Source organism: Dactylosporangium sp. NPDC000521 (genome assembly GCF_042898305.1).
Classification (GTDB): Bacteria; Actinomycetota; Actinomycetes; order Mycobacteriales; family Micromonosporaceae; genus Dactylosporangium.
This window is the reverse complement of sequence record NZ_JBIAYW010000009.1, coordinates 251,693-267,835: the sequence shown is the minus strand read 5'-3', so window position 1 is coordinate 267,835 and position 16,143 is coordinate 251,693. Positions and strand designations below refer to the sequence as shown.

Sequence of the window (16,143 nt, the reverse complement as noted above, 5' to 3'; positions counted from 1 at the left end):
ACGTTCTACAGTGCCCCGCGGCGGCCGCCGTCACCGGTAAAGCGCGCCCGGATCACAGACGCCGAGCTCGTCGAAGAGCGCGACCGCCTGCTCGTGGCGGCCGAGGCCGGCCAGCGCCCGGGCCTGCTCGTACCGGTCGCCGATGCGCACGGACTTGGCCAGTGCCTCCTCGTTGAGCTGCCGGGCCTCGTCGTGCAGGTCGAGGGCGCGCAGCGTGAGGGCGAGGTCGTTGGCGGTGAGGCACTGCCCGGAGACGTCGGCGACCTGCTCCATCAGCGACCGTGCGGCGCGCTGGCAGGCGAGGGCTTCGGCGAGGTGGCCCTGCAGGCGGTGCGCGGTGCCGAGCTTGCTGAGGGTCTCGGCGGAGCCGAACTGGTTGACCGAGCGCTGCTTCAGCGTCAGCGCGCGCCGCAGCAGGGCGGACGCGACGGTGAGGTGGCCGAGGTGCAGGTGGTTGAGGCCGAGCTCACCCATCATGATGCCGACGGCGCGCATCCCGCCGAGCGTGCGCGCGGCGGCGAGGCCGCGCCGGTTGGCCTGCAGGGCCTGGTCGTAGTTGCCGGCCTGGGTGTGCGCGAGGCCGATCGTGCTATGGATCTTGAACTGCAGGTGCGCCGGGGCCTCGTCCGTGTGCAGCGCGGCGGCGGCCTCCGCGGCGGCGATCGCGGCGGCGTACTGGCCGAGCCGGCTGTGCAGCATCGCCATGTTGGTCAGCGCGGTGCCCATGAGCCGGGGGATGCCTTCGCGTTCGGCGATGGCGGTCACGAGCCGCAGCGTCGCGAGGGCGTCGGCCATCCGGCCCATCCGGAAGTACACGCCGGCGAGGTAGTTGCGGGCCTCCGCCTCCAGCTCCGGGCTGGGCAGGGTCCGCGCGGCCGCGATCGCCCGCTCGTACAGGTCGAGCTGCGCCTCGCCGTAGCCGAAGCCGAACAGGAACGGCGACACCGCGCGGGTCATCAGGCAGATCTGCCGGTGCCGGCCGAGGTCGGAGGCGAGGCGCGCGGCGCTGAGGACGTTGGGCAGCTCGCGCTCCATCCACCGGCGCGCCTCGGCGATCCCGGTGAACGCCCGCGCGGCCGGCGGCGGGGCGTCCAGCCGCAGCGCGACGCGCGCGTCGGCCAGCTCCAGGAACGCGTTCGCGGCGGCCACGCTGTGCAGATAGTGATCGAGCATCCGGTCCACGACCGCGCCGGCGTCGGCCGTGAGCTGGGCCGCGTAGTCCCGCAGGAGGTCGTGCAGCCGGTACCGGCCGGCCGCGGGCGCCTCGACCAGGTGGACGTCGACAAGGTCCTCCAGCAGCTCCTCCGCCTCCGTCACGGGCAGCCGCGCCATGGCGGCCGCGACGGCCGGCTCGAAGTCACCCGCCGGGTGCACACCAAGAACCGCGAAGAACTGCTGCAGGTGTACGGGCAGCTGCTGGAACGACAGCGCGAACGCCGCGGCCACGGTCCGCCCGTCCACGGCCAGCTCGGGCAGCCGCCGGTCGGCGCCGCGCAGCCGGCGGGCCAGGTCGGCGATCGTCCAGGTCGGCCGGTGCTGCAGCCGCGCGCCCGCGAGGCGCACCGCCAGCGGCAGGCGCCCGCACAGCTCCACCACCTCGACGGTGCAGGCCGGGTCGGCGACGGCCCTGGCGCCGACGGTGCGTTGCAGCAGCTCCACCGCCTCGTCGAGCGGCAGCACGTCCAGCGACACGGGCTGGACGCCGTCGAGGCCGCCGAGCCGGCGCCGGCTGGTGATGAGCACCCCCGTGTGCGCCGTGCCGGGCAGGAGCGGCAGCACCTGCGCGGAGTCCAGGGCGTTGTCGAGCAGCACGAGGACCCTGCGGTCGGCGAGCTCGGTCCGCCACAGCACCGCGCGCTCGTCCGAGACCGCCGGGATCCGCTCCGGCGGTACCCCCAGCTGCCGCAGCAACGCGCCCAGCGCCTCCCCCGGGTCCAGCGGCGCCCGGTTGCTGTGCCCGTGCAGGTCGAGGTAGAGCTGCCCGTCGGGGAACCGGGGCGTGACCGCGTGCGCGGCGCGGACGGCGAGCGTGGTCTTGCCGGTGCCGGCCATCCCGTCGATGGCGAGCACGGCGTGCCGCTCGTCGCTGAGCGCGGCCACGATCTCCGCGAACGCGTCCGCCCGCCCGGCGAAGTCCACGATGTCGCGCGGCAGGCAGCGGGCGACGCGGCGCGGCTCGTCCGCCGGCTCGGGCGGCGTGAGCAGCAGCGTCACGTCGCCGTTGAGGATCCTGCGGTGCAGCTCGACGAGCTCCGCGCCCGGCTCGATGCCCAGCTCCTCGGCGAGCATCGCCCGTCCCCGGCGGAACACGGCGAGCGCGTCGGCCCGCCGGCCCGTGCGGGCGAGCGCCGTCATCAGGTGCCCGCGGAACTGCTCGTGGTGCGGGAACCGCTCGACCAGGTCGGCGACCTCGGCCAGGATCTCCTCCGCCGCGCCGAGCCGCAGCTCCAGGTCCAGGCAGAGCGACAGGGCGGCGGTCCACTGCTCCTCCAGGTGCGCCGCGGAGGCGCGGACCGCGTCGGAGTCGACGTCGGCGAGGGGCCGGCCGCGCCACAGGGCGAGCGCGGCGCGCAGCTCGTCCCGGGCCGTGGCCAGGTCACCGTCGGCCGCGGCGGCGCGGCCGCGCTCGACCCTGGTGGCGAAGACGGCGGCGTCCAGCTCGTCGGCGCCGACCTTGATGCGGTACCCGGCGGGCTCGGTGATGACGAGCTCCTCGGGCAGCCCGGCGCGGCGCAGCAGCTGGCGGAGCCGGGAGACGCAGCTGTGCACCTGGGCCCGCGCGGTGGTCGGCGGGTTGGTGTCCCACAGGGCCGAGATGACCTGCTGGACCGGCACCAGCTGCCCTTCGCGCAGCAACAGCAGCGCCAGGAGGATCCGTTCACGGGGCGCCGCAACCGTGATCTCCGAGTCCGGTGTACGGATCTGTACCGGTCCCAAGATCGAAAACTTGGTCGAATTGCGCATAACCACCCTCTGTGCGGCGCCTGCCTCCCCTCGAAGCTGCACGCGGTATCGCCCGATGGTAGTCAAATGAGAGCGGCGAAAGAGCAGCGCCGTGGAGTCTTTTTCATGGAACGACATGCGTGTGCCGGAATGCGTCCAGGTCTTGCAGGCGGTTTGCTCATAAACCGGATTCGGGCTACTCAAGCCCTACTCCTGCGATGCTCTGGACGAACGGGGACATTTCGGCGCGAAATCGCATTCTGGGGCCGCGCACAACGCTGTGTGCGGCCCCCGTTCACCCTCCGGCAACATCGCCTTCGACCGGCTCGCCCATCGTGTCGAGCTATGCCATTCCTGCTGCGCGCGGCCGTGACCGCCGCCGTCGCCGTCCCGGCCCTGCTGCTGCCGGCGACCCCCGCGTCCGCTCACGCCGCCGCCCGGGTCACCGCGACGGCGACCTTTCCCCCGATCCCGCTCAGCACCCTCGGCGTCGCCGACGACCGCGGCGTCAACCTCGGCGGCATCGGCAGCGACATCTTCCCGGCCGGCCGCCCCGGCGAGTACTGGACGATCACCGACCGCGGCCCCAACGGCCAGATCACGGTCGGCACCGAGAAGCGCCGAACCTTCCCGACCCCCGACTTCAACCCGACGATCGTCCGCGTCCGCGCTGCCGGTTCAGCTTTGAAGGTCGTGCAGACCATCCCGATCACGACCGCGTCCGGCAAGCCCGTCACCGGCCTGCCGAACCAGCTGCCGCACGACGAGCAGCCCTACACGTACAACGCCGGCACCCCGCTGCGGATCAACCCCAACGGCCTGGACACGGAAGGCATCGTCCGCGCCACCGACGGCACCTTCTGGCTCGTCGACGAGTACAGCCCGTCCCTGGTCCACGTCTCCGCCCGCGGCCGCGTCCTCGCCCGCTACGTCCCGTCCGGCCTGGGCCTGACCGGCACCGACTACCCGGTGATCGAGGCCTTCCCCGCCATCTACGCCTCCCGCAAGGTCAACCGCGGCTTCGAGGGCCTCGGCATCCTCCCCGGCGGCGACCTGGTCATCGGCCTGCAGAGCCCCCTCCTCGTGCCGACCAAGGCCGCCGGCGAGGCGTCGCTGAACACCCGCCTGCTGCGCTTCTCCCCGCGCTCCGGCAAGGTCGTCGGCGAGTACGCCTACCAGTTCGCCCCCGTCTCGGTCGTCGACCCGGGCCAGACCAACCCGGCCGAGCTGAAGATCTCCTCCATCGTCGGCCTCGGCCCCGACACCGTCCTCGTCCAGGAGCGCACCGACCAGGCCGCCCGCCTGTACCGCGCCGACCTCCGCAAGGCCACCAACCTCCTCGGCGGCCCCTACGACAACCCTGCGACCTCGCCGTCCCTGGAGCAGGACGCGTCCGCCGTCACCCTCGTCCCGAAGACCCTCGTCGTCGACCTGAACACCGTCCCCGGCACCCAGAAGAAGATCGAGGGCGTCGCCGTGCTGAACCCGTGGACGATCGCCCTCATCAACGACAACGACTTCGGCATGACCGACGGCCCAGGCGCCTTCGACGCCTCCGGCCGCCTGATCGACAGCGGCATCAAGACCACCCTGGTCACGGTCCGCCTCGCCCACCCGCTGGTCTAGCCCGACGGGCCGCCTCCACCCCGGTCGAGGCGGCCCACCTCACCGGCCGCCCATCTCCGTGAGCCTCAGGTCATTCCGAGGCGAACGGATCACGGCCGAGGGCTGCCTTGATCGCCTCTCGGAGCGACACCATCGCGCCCGGGTGGGCCGACGCGTCGTTCGCCTGGCGCTCGAGCTCACGGGCGATCGCCCGCAGCTCGTCGGCCGAGGCGACGATCGAGGCCGCCTCACCACGGGACGTCGACAGGACGAGGCCCGCGAGACCGCTCTGCGTGCTGACCGTCAGCAGGTCGGTGCTCAGCGCCTTCCTGGCCGTCTCGACCTTCATCACCAACCGCAGCAGGTCGCCCTTGATCGGCTGGAACCCTCGCCGTTCGTAGTACGCCGCCACCTGACTGTTGATCGCGTCCACCACGATCAGCCGGCCGCCCGCGGCGGTGGCGGCCTTGGTGATGACCTCCATGGCGTCGAGCAGGAGGTCGTCGCTCAGCTGCTGACCCTGCAGCGACCGGTCCAGCGCGAACCGGGTCAGCAGGTAGGCGGGGACGATGGTGAAGCCGCCCGCCTGCCCACCGGTCAGCCCGGCTCGCTCGACCTGCGTCGGCGCGACCGAGTAGTAGGCGACGACGTCGTCCGCGCCTTCCGGCGTCCAGACGTAGGTGCGCGAAGTGCCCGCGACCTGGGCGCGCCAGGCATGCTCCGCCAGCCAGGCATTGAGCGCCGGCTCGCCGCAGTCGAACCGGTCGAGCTTGTGGTGATCTCTCAGGCGGCTCGAGACGAACACGTCACGCCCGCCGGAAGCGTCTGGGCCGGTTGGCGATCTCGGTCAGCGCCGGCGCCTCGTCCGGCTCGTCGAGCGACGCGATGAGCCGGTCGAACTGCTCCGCCGGCATGACGGTGCGGTGCGCCCGCGCCAGCACCTTGTCCGCCTCCGCTCGGGCCGATCGCACGACGAACGCCGACACCGGCTCGCCGAGCAGCTCCGCCGCCTCGGTGATGCGCGACTTGCTGGCCTCGTCCGCCCGCACCTCGATGCGCTCCGTCTTGGGACTCATCCGCCACCCCCGCCCATGCGATCCCGTGACCCAACTGTACGGCGCTTGTACGGCACCCGCCAGTACGCGCACGTCCAACCAGCACACCATGGGGGGAAATATCCGCGACACGGGCTTATCGGGCGATCCACCGCAGTAAGATCCTGCGCCGTTACGGTGGGCGGGTGGCTAGGGGAGCGGTCCGGAACTTTGAGACGGCGCTCGGTGCGATCGGGGTGCTGGCGCTCATCATCACGGGGATTTTGGTCACCGGGTGGAATCCGCTGCCCAAGATGTCGATGGACTTCACGGGCTGGTGGGAGAAGGTCGCCTCCAGCGGCGGGAAGCTGTCGGAGCCCGAGACGCTGTGGACGGACCGGGTCGGGGGGCAGCCGTCCGCGGCCGTGATCGCCGGGGATGCCGTGGTCGTGCAGATGCGGGGGACGATCGAGGCGCGCGGGCTGCGCAGCGGGACGAAGCTGTGGGACAAGGAGGCCGACTGGGCCGCCGTCGCCGGGGACGGGACCGGTCAGGTGGTCGTCGTCGGGCGGCGCGGGAAGGGGCTCGAGGCCGTCGACCCCGCGAGCGGGTCCGTCAAGTGGAAGGACGGCGACGCGGTCGGGGCGTGGACCTACCGGGACTCGGTGCTGGCGCTGGCCTGCGGCGGGCTGACCGACTGCACGCTCACGGCGCGCGCACCCAAGGACGGGGCGCAGATCTGGAAGCTCACGCTGCCCGGGATCGGGCGGGTGCTCGCCGGCGTGAACACGGACCTGCTCGGGACCCGGCTGCTCTCCGACACCTACGACAGCGCCGTCGAGGCGAACCCCGACGCCATTCCGGCCATGCTCGGCTTCCCGATCGACCAGCGGGTGCAGGTGATCGACACGCTCAGCGGGAAGCGGCTCCGTACCGAAGAACCGACGAACACCAGTCGGATCGTCGTCGTGGGTGGGCGGGTCCTCGTCTCGACCGCGCAGCCGAAGGACGGCAACTGCCGCTACAGCCTCGAAGCGCGCGACGCCGCGACGGGCAAGACGGTCTGGCGCAAGGACGGCTACGACCTGCGGACGTCGTCCGGGGCGGGGTGCGAGCAGCGCAAGGACCCGGCGGGGGCGGACTCGGTGATCGCGGCGACCCGCGGGGACAACCGGGAGGTGTTCCTGTCGCCGCGCGACGGGCGGGAGCTGTTCGTGGGGGCGCTCGGGGACACGCTCGTCGCGGCCGACAGCCAGTACGGGCTGATCCGCGGCGCCGACAAGAAGACCCTCCAGGTGATCAACCTGACCACGGGGAAGACCGCGTGGAAGCAGGAGATCGGCGAGAAGGCCGACGTGGCGATCACCCGCTACGCGGTGCTGATCCGGGACTCGGGGACGCTCAAGGCGTACAAGCCGGACAACGGCACCCTGAGACTCGACGCGAAGACGAGCTCTGACGTCCTCGGCGTCGGACCGGACGGGCTGATCGTGTCCCGTGGACGGAATCTCGGATTCCTGCCGTACGCCTAGCGATGCTCCATCACGAGCGTGAACGACGTGCCTGGCTCCAGCGCCTCGTAGAGATGCGGCACGTCGCCGGGGAACGAGCAGTAGTCGTGCGGCGACAGGTCGACGGTCGCGTCGGAAGGGCCGACCCGGAGGCGGCCGCTCATCAGGACCACGTGCTCGACGGTGCCCAGCAGGTGCGCGTCGGCCTTGCGCGGGCCGCCCATGCCGACGTTCATCAGGTAGATGTCGCGCTTCGCGCCCGGCGGGCAGGTGGCGAGCAGCGCGCCGCCGAAGTCGGCCCGCTCGGCCTGGACGGAGGGGCCCTCGCCGGCGCGGATCACCCGTGGGGCGGTCGGCGCTGGCGGCTCCACCAGGCGGCTGAACGGCACGTTGAGCGCCACCGCCAGGGCCCACAGGGTCTCGATGTTGGGGTTGCCGGCGCCGGACTCCAGCTGGTGGAGGGTCGACTTGGCGATGCCGGCCCGCTTCGCGACCTCGCTCAGCGACAGCTTCTCCCGGTCCCGTTCGCGGCGCAGCGCGGCGGCGATGAATTCCAGCGGCGCGCCCATGTGCGACCTCCACGCGTTCGGTGTAACGAACGAATTATTCGGCTTGACGAACGGTTGCGATGAGTCCAGCATAACGAACTATGCGTTCGATGCTACGAACACGTGACCCCATCGTCCGCGACGTCAGCGCGCTGTGTGCCGCGGGTGTCGTGGTCGGCCTCTCGTTCGGCGCGATCGCCACCGCCGCCGGCCTGCCGCTCAGCCAGATCGTGGTCATGTCGGCGTTCATCTACGCGGGCGGCGCGCAGTTCCTCTCGGTCGGGCTCTTCTCCGCCGGCGGCACCGCGCTCGCGATCATCCTGGCCGGCCTGCTGCTCAACGCGCGGCACCTGCCGTTCGGCCTGGCGATCGGCAACGAGACGCTCGGCGCGAAGCGGTGGCGGCGGATCGTCGGCAGCCACATCCTGACCGACGAGTCGGTCGCGTTCGCCCTGGCGCAGGACGACCCGGCACAGCGCCGCCGCGCGTACTGGCTGACCGGCGTCGCGCTCTTCGTCACGTGGAACGTCTCCTCCACCGTCGGCGCGATCGCCGGCAGCGCCCTCGGCGACCCCGACCGCTACGGCATCGACGCGGCGTTCCCGGCCGCCCTCCTAGCGCTGACGCTGCCCTCGTTGAAGGATTCCGCGTCGGTACGGGTGGCAGTCGCCGGCGCCGCGATCGCGCTCGCCACCACACCGCTGCTGCCGGCCGGACTGCCCGTGCTGCTGGCGCTGCTCGGGCTCGCCTTCGCGCTGCCGGTCCCCGGCTCCAAGCGGCGGGCGTCATGAGGCTTCCCGTCCCTGCTGTCCGACCTGTTCGGTGGAGGCTGTCATGAGTTGGATCGCGATCATCGTCCTGGCCGTCGGCACGTACGCGCTGCGCTTCGCCGGGCCCGTCCTGCGCAGCCGGCTCTCGGTCTCCGAGACCGTCAAGCGCTACCTGACCCTGGCCGCGGTCGCGCTGCTCGCCGCGCTCATCGGCACCGCCGCGCTGCTCGACGGCACCGACTTCGTCGGCGTCGCCCGTCCGGCCGGCGTCGCGGTCGGCGCCGTGCTCGCGTGGCGGAAGCTGCCGTTCGTGGTCGTCGTGGTCGCCGCCGCACTCACCGCCGCCCTGCTCAGACTGGCCGGAATCCAGTAACTACAGTCGAGGGCATGCCTGAGTTCGCGTTCTCCCCGCTGCTGCCGCTCGGACCCGACACCACCGAATACCGGCTGGTCACCAGCGAGGGGATCGGGCGCGACGGACGGTTCCTCACCGTCTCCCCCGAGGCGCTGACGCTCCTCACCGACGAGGCGATGCACGACATCGCGCACTTCCTGCGCCCCGCGCACCTCGCCCAGCTCCGCTCGATCATCGACGACCCGCTGGCCTCCCCCAACGACCGGTTCGTCGCGCTCGACCTGCTCCGCAACGCCAACATCGCCGCCGGCGGCGTCCTGCCCATGTGCCAGGACACCGGCACCGCGATCGTCATGGGCAAGCGCGGCCGCTTCGTCCTCACCGACGGCGACGACGAGGCGGCGATCGCCCGCGGCGTCTTCGACGCCTACACCCGCCTCAACCTGCGCTACTCGCAGCTCGCCCCGCTGACCATGTGGGACGAGAAGAACACCGGCTCCAACCTGCCCGCGCAGATCGAGCTGTACGCCGAGGGCGACGACGCCTACAAGTTCCTCTTCATGGCGAAGGGCGGCGGCTCGGCCAACAAGAGCTACCTGTACCAGGAGACGAAGGCCCTGCTCAACCCCACCCGGATGATGCAGTTCCTGGAGGAGAAGCTCCGCCTGATCGGCACCGCCGCCTGCCCGCCGTACCACCTGGCCGTGGTCATCGGCGGCACCTCCGGCGAGCACGCCCTGAAGACCGCCAAGCTCGCCTCGGCGAAGTACCTCGACACGCTGCCGACGTCCGGCTCGCCGACCGGTCACGGCTTCCGCGACCTGGACCTGGAGGCCGAGGTACTGCAGCTGACGCGAGAGTTCGGCATCGGCGCGCAGTTCGGCGGCCGGTACTTCTGCCACGACGTCCGCGTCGTCCGCCTCCCGCGGCACGGCGCCTCCTGCCCGGTCGCGATCGCCGTCTCCTGCTCCGCCGACCGCCAGGCCGTCGGGAAGATCAACGCCGAGGGCGTCTGGCTGGAGCAGCTGGAGCGCGACCCGGCCCGCTTCCTGCCCGACGTCACCGAGGAGCACCTGGACGACGACGTGGTCGCGGTCGACCTGACCCGCCCAATGGCGGAGATCCGCGCGCAACTGTCGGCCCTGCCCGTGAAGACCCGCCTGTCCCTGACCGGCCCCCTGGTCGTGGCCCGCGACATCGCCCACGCCAAGATCGCCGAACGCCTGGACGCCGGCGAGCCGATGCCGTCCTACCTGCGCGACCACGCCGTGTACTACGCCGGCCCGGCGAAGACCCCCGAGGGCTACGCCTCCGGCTCGTTCGGCCCCACGACCGCCGGCCGCATGGACGCCTATGTGTCGAAGTTCCAGGCCGCCGGCGGCTCCCTCGTCATGCTCGCCAAGGGCAACCGCTCCAAGCAGGTCACCGAGGCCTGCAACACGTACGGCGGCTTCTACCTCGGCTCCATCGGCGGCCCCGCCGCCCGCCTGGCCCAGGACTGCATCAAGCACGTCGAGGTCCTCGAATACCCCGAGCTCGGCATGGAGGCCGTCTGGAAGATCGACGTGGTCGACTTCCCCGCCTTCATCGTCGTCGACGACAAGGGCAACGACTTCTTCGCCGAAGTCACCAAACCCGTCCTCACCGTCGGCCGCCGCTGACCTTCGTGCCGTTGGAAGCCCCCGCCCCAGCACCAAGGGCGGGGGCTTCTGCGTTGCGCCGAGGTCACCGACGAGAGTTGGCTGGCGTTCGAACGTAGAGGGGAGATGCCTCATGACCGAGTTCCACGACTGGGAAGAGATCTGCGCCGAGCTCGATGACGGTGACAGCGACGCCCTCGCCGCGGAGCGGGCCCGGACCGAGGCATGGGTCAGCGCCTCCGCCTCGCCGGACGACGCACGCGAACCGGACCCATCCGGGGCCGGATGAGCGTCGACGGCGTGGTCCCGTCTGGTCGGCGCGCTGCTTCACCGCGGGGCATCGGCCTCGTGCGGTGACCGGACCGGCCTGACGAGCGTGACCGGCGAGCCGACTGGTGGCAGCTCCGGCACCGGAGCCGAGTCGTCGTAGACAAGCTCGACCTCGCCTGCCGCGAACGCGCGGGCGAACTCCTGGTCGGCGGTGATCTGGGCGTGGTCGAGATCGTCGTGCATGGTCGTGCTCCTATTGCTCGAGATGGGCGGCCGCAAGGGGCGCCGCCGCGGCTGGATGGAGTCACCCTGCGATGGGGCGGGCGGCGGCGTGGACCAGGGGCAGGGTGCGGTGGGGGATCTGTTCGGCGAGGGCGATGATCGTGGAGGAGCGGACGATGCCGTCGTAGCCCATGACGCGGTCGATGACGCGCTGGAGGTCGCTGTTGGAGCGGGCGACGATGCGGCACATGAGGTCGCCTGAGCCGGTGATGGTGTGGGCCTCCAGGACCTCGGGGATCTCCGCGAGGTGGGCGGCGACCGGGTCGTGGCCGAAGCGCTGGCGGATCTCGAGGGTGACGAAGGCGGTCACGCCGTAGCCCAGGGCGGCGGGGTCGATGTCGGGGCCGTAGCCGCGGATGACGCCGCGGTCGGTGAGGCGGTCGAGCCTGGCCTGGACCGTGCCGCGGGCGACCTGCAGGCGGCGGGAGCACTCCAGCACACCGATGCGGGGCTCCAGGGCGAGCAGCGCGATCAGCCTGGCGTCCAGCGTGTCGATCGGACTGGGCAACTTGTCCACCAGTACCCCCGAAACAAGCGGCAAAATGAGCAACCTGACCATGCAGAATAGCGTTCCTTGCACAGTCGCCGCGCGAGTCCGAGGCTTGGCGAATGACCCAGGCTGTCGAAGACATCAACGAGCTCATCGGCGCTGTCGAGCGCGATGTGTCGCATGATCCGTTCCCGCTGACGGGGCTCGATCACGTGCTGTTCTACGTCGGCAACGCGCGGCAGGCCGCGCACTTCTATTCGACCGCGTTCGGGATGACCCTGGTCGCGTACCGGGGGCCTGAGCAGGGGTATCGGGACCACGCGGAGTACGTGCTGCGGTCCGGCTCGGCGGTGTTCGTGCTGGCGGGCGGGGTGCACCGGCAGGCGGCGGCGACGCAGCACTACGAGCGGCACGGCGACGGGATCGCCGACATCGCGCTGGAGGTGCCGGACGTCGACGCCGCCTACGCGCACGCGCTGCGCAACGGCGCGACCGGGCTCGAAGCGCCGCACGACGAGACGGACGAGCACGGGACCGTCAGGGTCGCGGCGATCGCGGCGTACGGCGAGACCCGCCACTCGTTGATCGACCGCTCCCGGTACAGCGGGCCATGGCGACCGGGGTTCGTGGCGAAGCAGCCGATCGTGCCGCCGCCGGCGAAGCGGTTCTTCCAGGCGGTCGACCACGTGGTCGGCAACGTCGAGCTCGGCAAGATGGACGAGTGGGTCGAGTTCTACAACCGGGTCATGGGCTTCATCAACATGGCGGAGTTCGTCGGTGACGACATCGCGACGGAGTACTCGGCGCTGATGAGCAAGGTCGTCGCCAGCGGCACCCGCAAGGTCAAGTTCCCGCTCAACGAGCCCGCGGTGTCGCGCAAGAAGTCGCAGATCGACGAGTACCTGGAGTTCTACGGCGGGCCGGGCGCGCAGCACATCGCGCTGGCGACCGGGGACATCCTGCGGACCGTCGACCTGATGCGGGCGGCCGGGGTGGAGTTCCTGGCGACGCCGGACTCGTACTACGACGACCCGGAGCTGCGGGCGCGGATCGGCCGGGTGCGGGTGCCGATCGAGGACCTCAAGGCGCGCGGCATCCTCGTGGACCGCGACGAGGACGGGTACCTGCTGCAGATCTTCACCAAGCCGGTGCAGGACCGCCCGACGGTGTTCTTCGAGCTGATCGAGCGGCACGGATCGCTCGGCTTCGGCAAGGGCAACTTCAAGGCGCTCTTCGAGGCCATCGAGAGGGAACAGGAACGTCGCGGGAACCTGTAACACTGTCGGGGTGACATACCCTCAGCCTCCGCAGCACAACCCATACCCCCAGGGCCCTCAGCATCCACAGCACAACCAATACCCGCAGGGCGCATACGGTGTACCGGCGCAGGCCTACTACGGGCCTCCGCCGGTGCCCGTGGCGCCGACCGGCCAGCCGCTCGCCGGATTCGGCGCGCGGCTCGGCGCATACCTCATCGACGGGATCGTCTTCAGCTTCCTGTCGATGATCGTGATGATCCCGGCGATCATCGGGATCGTCGCCTGGGCCGAGTCGCAGGCGTCGCAGATCGAGACCGACCCCGTCACCGGCCAGATCACCAGCTCCCCCAACGCCGGGATGTTCATCGGGCCGATCATCCTGATCTACGTCGCCCTCTTCGTCGTGCTGTTCGCCCTCAGCTACGTGTACTACGTCGAGCTGTTCCCGTCCCGGCGCGGTGTCACACTGGGGAAGCGGGCGCTCGGTCTGACGCTCATCCGGCTCGACAACCCGTCGGCGCCGATCACCCGCGGGGTGGCCGCCAAGCGCTGGCTGATGCAGCACGTGGTGGCGATCTTCGTCCCGTTCTTCTCCTGGATCGACGGCCTCTGGCAGCTGTGGGACAAGCCATACCAGCAGTGCCTGCACGACAAGGTCGCGACGACGGTTGTGGTAAAGGTCAACAGGTGACAGCTCCAGGTTGGTATAAGGACCCCGTCGACTCGGCCGTCCAGCGGTACTGGGACGGTGAAGGCTGGATCGGCGACGCCATCCCGGCCGATGCGGTCGCGCCGGCGGGGCCGCCAGCCGTCGCTCCACCGCCCGTCGAACCGCCACCGCAGCCCGTCCCGCAGATGGGCGCGGTGATCCTGCCGCCCGGCACGCCCGTGCCACCCGGCGGCTTCCCGCCCGGCCAGCTGCCGCCGGGCTCCATCGTGCTGCCGCCGGGTGCGCCCCTGCCACCCGGCGTCCAGCCGCAGGGCACCCTCCCGCCCGGTGGGTACCCGACCGGCGCCGTCCAGGTGCTGCTCCCGCCGCAGGCCCTGGCCGGCCTCAACCCGGCGGCGGCCAGGCCGCACGGCCGCCAGGTCGCCGGTCTCGGGGCGCGGCTGCTCGCTCGGCTCGTCGACATCGCCGCGCTGCTGCTGATCAACGCCGTGGTCACCGGCTGGTTCATCTACCAGTACCTGCGCGAGATGATGCCGGTGTTCCAGGAGTCGTACGACCGCTTCCTGGCCAACGAGTCGCCCAGTGACGTCGTGCCGCCGGACCGTGCCAGCTCGCTGCAGGTGGTGATCCTCATCCTCATCGCGGCCCTGTGGTTCGCCTACGAGGTGCCGGCGATCGCCAATACCGGCCAGACCCTCGGCAAGCGCCTGCTGAAGATCAAGGTCATGCGGCTGGAGAGCGAGGAGCGCATCGGCTACGGCCGCGCCATCCGCCGGTGGAACCCGCTGGGCCTGTCGGTGCTGCTGTGGACCTGCGGCGTCGGGTTCGTGCTGCAGTTCCTCGACAGCCTGTCGCCGGTGATCGACTGGCCGCTGCACCGGGCCTTCCACGACCGTTCGGCCGGCACCGTCGTGGTGCGGGACGTTCCGCAGCCTTCTTCAGAACCCAGTGGAGATCCTTCATGACCCGCCTCACGCGCCCCGACCTCGACGCCCTGCCCGCCTACGTCGCCGGCCGCACCGTGCCCGGCGCGATCAAACTGGCGAGCAACGAGGTCCCGTACGGCCCGCTGCCCGGCGTCGTCGACGCGGTCACGGCGGCGATCACCGGCGCCCACCGGTACCCGGACCCGGGCGCCACCGCGCTGCGCGCCACGCTCAGCGACCGGCTCGGCGTCGACCCGGACCGCATCGCCACCGGCTGCGGCTCCGTCGCCCTCTTCGAGCACCTCTTCCGCGCCACCTGCCTGCCGGGCGACGAGGCCGTCTACGCCTGGCGTTCGTTCGAGGCGTACCCGATCATCGCCGCCGCGTCCGCCGCGACCAGCGTCCGCGTGCCGAACACCGCCGCGCACGAGCACGACCTGCCGGCGATGGCCGCCGCGATCACCGACAAGACCCGCCTGGTGATCGTCTGCAACCCGAACAACCCGACCGGGACCGCCGCCGGCAAGGCCGCTCTGGACGCGTTCTTGGATGCTGTACCGCCGACGGTGCTGGTCGCCTTGGACGAGGCGTACCGCGAGTTCGTCACCGACCCCGAGGTGCCCGACGGCCTGGCCGAGTACGGCGACCGCCCCAACGTCGTCGTCCTGCGCACCCTCTCGAAGGCGTGGGGCCTGGCCGGCCTGCGCGTCGGCTACCTGATCGGCTCACCCGACGTCGCCGCGGCCGTGCGCAAGGTCATCACGCCGTTCTCCACCTCGGCGACGGCCCAGGCCGCGGCCCTGGCCGCCCTGCAGTCCGCCGACGAGATGCAGCGCCGGGTCGACCTGATCACCGCCGAGCGCGAGCGGGTCGTCACCGCCGTCCGCAAGGTGTACCCGGACGTCCCCGACACCCAGGCGAACTTCTTCTGGCTGCCCCTGGGCGACGCCGCCCTGGACTTCGCCGCCAAGTGCGAGGAGTCCGGCGTGATCGTCCGCGCCTTCGCCGGCGACGGCGTCCGCGTCACGATCAGCTCCCCCGGCGAGAACGACGCCTTCCTCGACTGCCTCTGATCAGGGCAGCTTGTCGAGCAGCGCCTTCATCTCGGTGAGCTCGGCGGTCTGGCTCGTCACGATCTCGCCGGCGAGCTGTTTGACCGCCGAGCCCTGCTCCTGAGCGGTCCTGGCCGTCTCGACGGCACCCTCGTGGTGCTTGATCATGAGGGTCAGAAACTTGGTGTCGAACGCTGCTCCGGTGGCGGCGGCCAGTTGGCGCAGCTCGGTGTCGGTGAGCATGCCGGGCATGCCGCCCATGTCGCCCGTTTCGTGATGCATCGGGCCCGGGACCGGCTCGCCCCACGAGCGGAGCCAGGCGGACATGGTGGCGATCTCGGGCTCCTGGGCCTTGCGGATCTTCGCGGCGAGGGCCTTCACGCCGGCGTTCGAGGCGCGGGTGGCGGCCAGGTCGGCCATGTCGACGGCCTGCTGGTGGTGCGGGATCATGTCCGTCGCGAACTGCACGTCGGTCGCGTTGAAGATCGCCGAGACCGACGGCGACACACCGGCCGAAGCCGTCGCCCTCGGCGTGGCATCGTGATCATGGGAGCTGGAGCCGGAGCCGGGAGAGCAGCCGGCCAGCAGCGCCGCGACTAGCGCGACGGCCGCGGCAAGGCCACCGCCACGAGCACGACCGCCACCCCGAGCAGAGTCGCCGGACGCACGACCGCCACCCGCCGCGAAGCCGCCGGACGCACGACCGCCACCTGACGCGAAGCCGCCCGACGCAGGAGCGCCACCCGCCGCGAAGCCGCCGCCCGACGCGGGAGCGCCACCCGACGCTG

17 protein-coding genes are annotated in these 16,143 nt (G+C 71.5%); 10 read left to right on the top strand and 7 right to left on the bottom strand.

Annotation, left to right across the window (positions count from 1 at the left end):
• Positions 1-30: 30 nt before the first annotated feature.
• Complete coding sequence (locus tag ACFY3L_RS29125; protein WP_389330748.1) at positions 31-2,937, bottom strand: BTAD domain-containing putative transcriptional regulator; 2,907 nt, start codon at positions 2,935-2,937, stop codon at positions 31-33.
• A gap of 351 nt (positions 2,938-3,288) precedes the next feature.
• Between ACFY3L_RS29125 and ACFY3L_RS29120 the strand changes: the two genes are divergently transcribed.
• Positions 3,289-4,569 (top strand): esterase-like activity of phytase family protein, encoded by a 1,281-nt coding sequence (locus tag ACFY3L_RS29120; protein ID WP_389330745.1) that lies wholly within the window; start codon positions 3,289-3,291, stop codon positions 4,567-4,569.
• Positions 4,570-4,639: 70 nt separating this feature from the next.
• Here ACFY3L_RS29120 and ACFY3L_RS29115 read toward each other — a convergent pair whose 3' ends face one another.
• Positions 4,640-5,353, bottom strand: a complete 714-nt coding sequence (locus tag ACFY3L_RS29115; protein ID WP_389330742.1) for a hypothetical protein — start codon at positions 5,351-5,353, stop codon at positions 4,640-4,642.
• A gap of 1 nt (position 5,354) precedes the next feature.
• On the bottom strand, positions 5,355-5,624 hold the full coding sequence (locus ACFY3L_RS29110) for a DUF1778 domain-containing protein (RefSeq protein WP_389330739.1): 270 nt from the start codon (positions 5,622-5,624) through the stop codon (positions 5,355-5,357).
• A gap of 164 nt (positions 5,625-5,788) precedes the next feature.
• Here ACFY3L_RS29110 and ACFY3L_RS29105 point away from each other — a divergent pair, with 164 nt between their 5' ends.
• Positions 5,789-7,114 (top strand): PQQ-binding-like beta-propeller repeat protein, encoded by a 1,326-nt coding sequence (locus tag ACFY3L_RS29105; protein ID WP_389330736.1) that lies wholly within the window; start codon positions 5,789-5,791, stop codon positions 7,112-7,114.
• Here the strand turns inward: ACFY3L_RS29105 and ACFY3L_RS29100 are convergent.
• Positions 7,111-7,662: a helix-turn-helix domain-containing protein gene (locus tag ACFY3L_RS29100; RefSeq protein ID WP_389330733.1), complete on the bottom strand. Its 552-nt coding sequence runs from the start codon at positions 7,660-7,662 to the stop codon at positions 7,111-7,113. The genes ACFY3L_RS29105 and ACFY3L_RS29100 overlap by 4 nt on opposite strands.
• 89 nt (positions 7,663-7,751) lie before the next feature.
• On the opposite strand from ACFY3L_RS29100, the gene ACFY3L_RS29095 reads away from it, so the two are divergent.
• From ACFY3L_RS29095 to ACFY3L_RS29080, 4 genes are all read left to right on the top strand, one after another.
• Positions 7,752-8,432 (top strand): AzlC family ABC transporter permease, encoded by a 681-nt coding sequence (locus tag ACFY3L_RS29095; RefSeq protein ID WP_389330730.1) that lies wholly within the window; start codon positions 7,752-7,754, stop codon positions 8,430-8,432.
• Between the two features lie 43 nt (positions 8,433-8,475).
• Positions 8,476-8,784, top strand: a complete 309-nt coding sequence (locus tag ACFY3L_RS29090) for an AzlD domain-containing protein (RefSeq protein ID WP_389330727.1) — start codon at positions 8,476-8,478, stop codon at positions 8,782-8,784.
• A 14-nt stretch (positions 8,785-8,798) separates the two neighbouring features.
• Positions 8,799-10,427, top strand: a complete 1,629-nt coding sequence (locus ACFY3L_RS29085; protein WP_389330724.1) for a fumarate hydratase — start codon at positions 8,799-8,801, stop codon at positions 10,425-10,427.
• A gap of 112 nt (positions 10,428-10,539) precedes the next feature.
• Complete coding sequence (locus tag ACFY3L_RS29080) at positions 10,540-10,695, top strand: hypothetical protein (protein ID WP_389330721.1); 156 nt, start codon at positions 10,540-10,542, stop codon at positions 10,693-10,695.
• 38 nt (positions 10,696-10,733) lie between these two features.
• Here the strand turns inward: ACFY3L_RS29080 and ACFY3L_RS29075 are convergent, their stop codons facing one another.
• Positions 10,734-10,919 carry a hypothetical protein gene (locus ACFY3L_RS29075; RefSeq protein WP_389330718.1) on the bottom strand — a complete coding sequence of 62 codons (186 nt, stop codon included), beginning with the start codon at positions 10,917-10,919 and terminating at the stop codon, positions 10,734-10,736.
• Positions 10,920-10,980: 61 nt separating this feature from the next.
• Positions 10,981-11,517, bottom strand: a complete 537-nt coding sequence (locus ACFY3L_RS29070; protein ID WP_389330715.1) for an Lrp/AsnC family transcriptional regulator — start codon at positions 11,515-11,517, stop codon at positions 10,981-10,983.
• A 50-nt stretch (positions 11,518-11,567) separates the two neighbouring features.
• Here ACFY3L_RS29070 and hppD point away from each other — a divergent pair, with 50 nt between their 5' ends.
• The 4 genes from hppD to hisC are packed head-to-tail and all read left to right on the top strand — an operon-like array spanning position 11,568 to position 15,376.
• Positions 11,568-12,725 (top strand): 4-hydroxyphenylpyruvate dioxygenase, encoded by a 1,158-nt coding sequence (gene hppD, locus ACFY3L_RS29065; RefSeq protein ID WP_389330712.1) that lies wholly within the window; start codon positions 11,568-11,570, stop codon positions 12,723-12,725.
• 10 nt (positions 12,726-12,735) lie between these two features.
• On the top strand, positions 12,736-13,398 hold the full coding sequence (locus ACFY3L_RS29060) for an RDD family protein (RefSeq protein ID WP_389330709.1): 663 nt from the start codon (positions 12,736-12,738) through the stop codon (positions 13,396-13,398).
• Positions 13,395-14,342, top strand: coding sequence for an RDD family protein (locus tag ACFY3L_RS29055; protein WP_389330706.1), 948 nt, complete (start codon positions 13,395-13,397; stop codon positions 14,340-14,342). The genes ACFY3L_RS29060 and ACFY3L_RS29055 overlap by 4 nt, the downstream gene beginning before the upstream one ends.
• Positions 14,339-15,376, top strand: coding sequence for a histidinol-phosphate transaminase (gene hisC, locus ACFY3L_RS29050; protein WP_389330703.1), 1,038 nt, complete (start codon positions 14,339-14,341; stop codon positions 15,374-15,376). The genes ACFY3L_RS29055 and hisC overlap by 4 nt, the downstream gene beginning before the upstream one ends.
• On the opposite strand, the gene ACFY3L_RS29045 is transcribed toward hisC, so the two are convergent.
• A complete protein-coding gene (locus tag ACFY3L_RS29045; protein WP_389330700.1) occupies positions 15,377-15,823 on the bottom strand; it encodes a DUF305 domain-containing protein in 447 nt (148 codons plus the stop codon).
• Positions 15,824-16,143 lie beyond the last annotated feature (320 nt).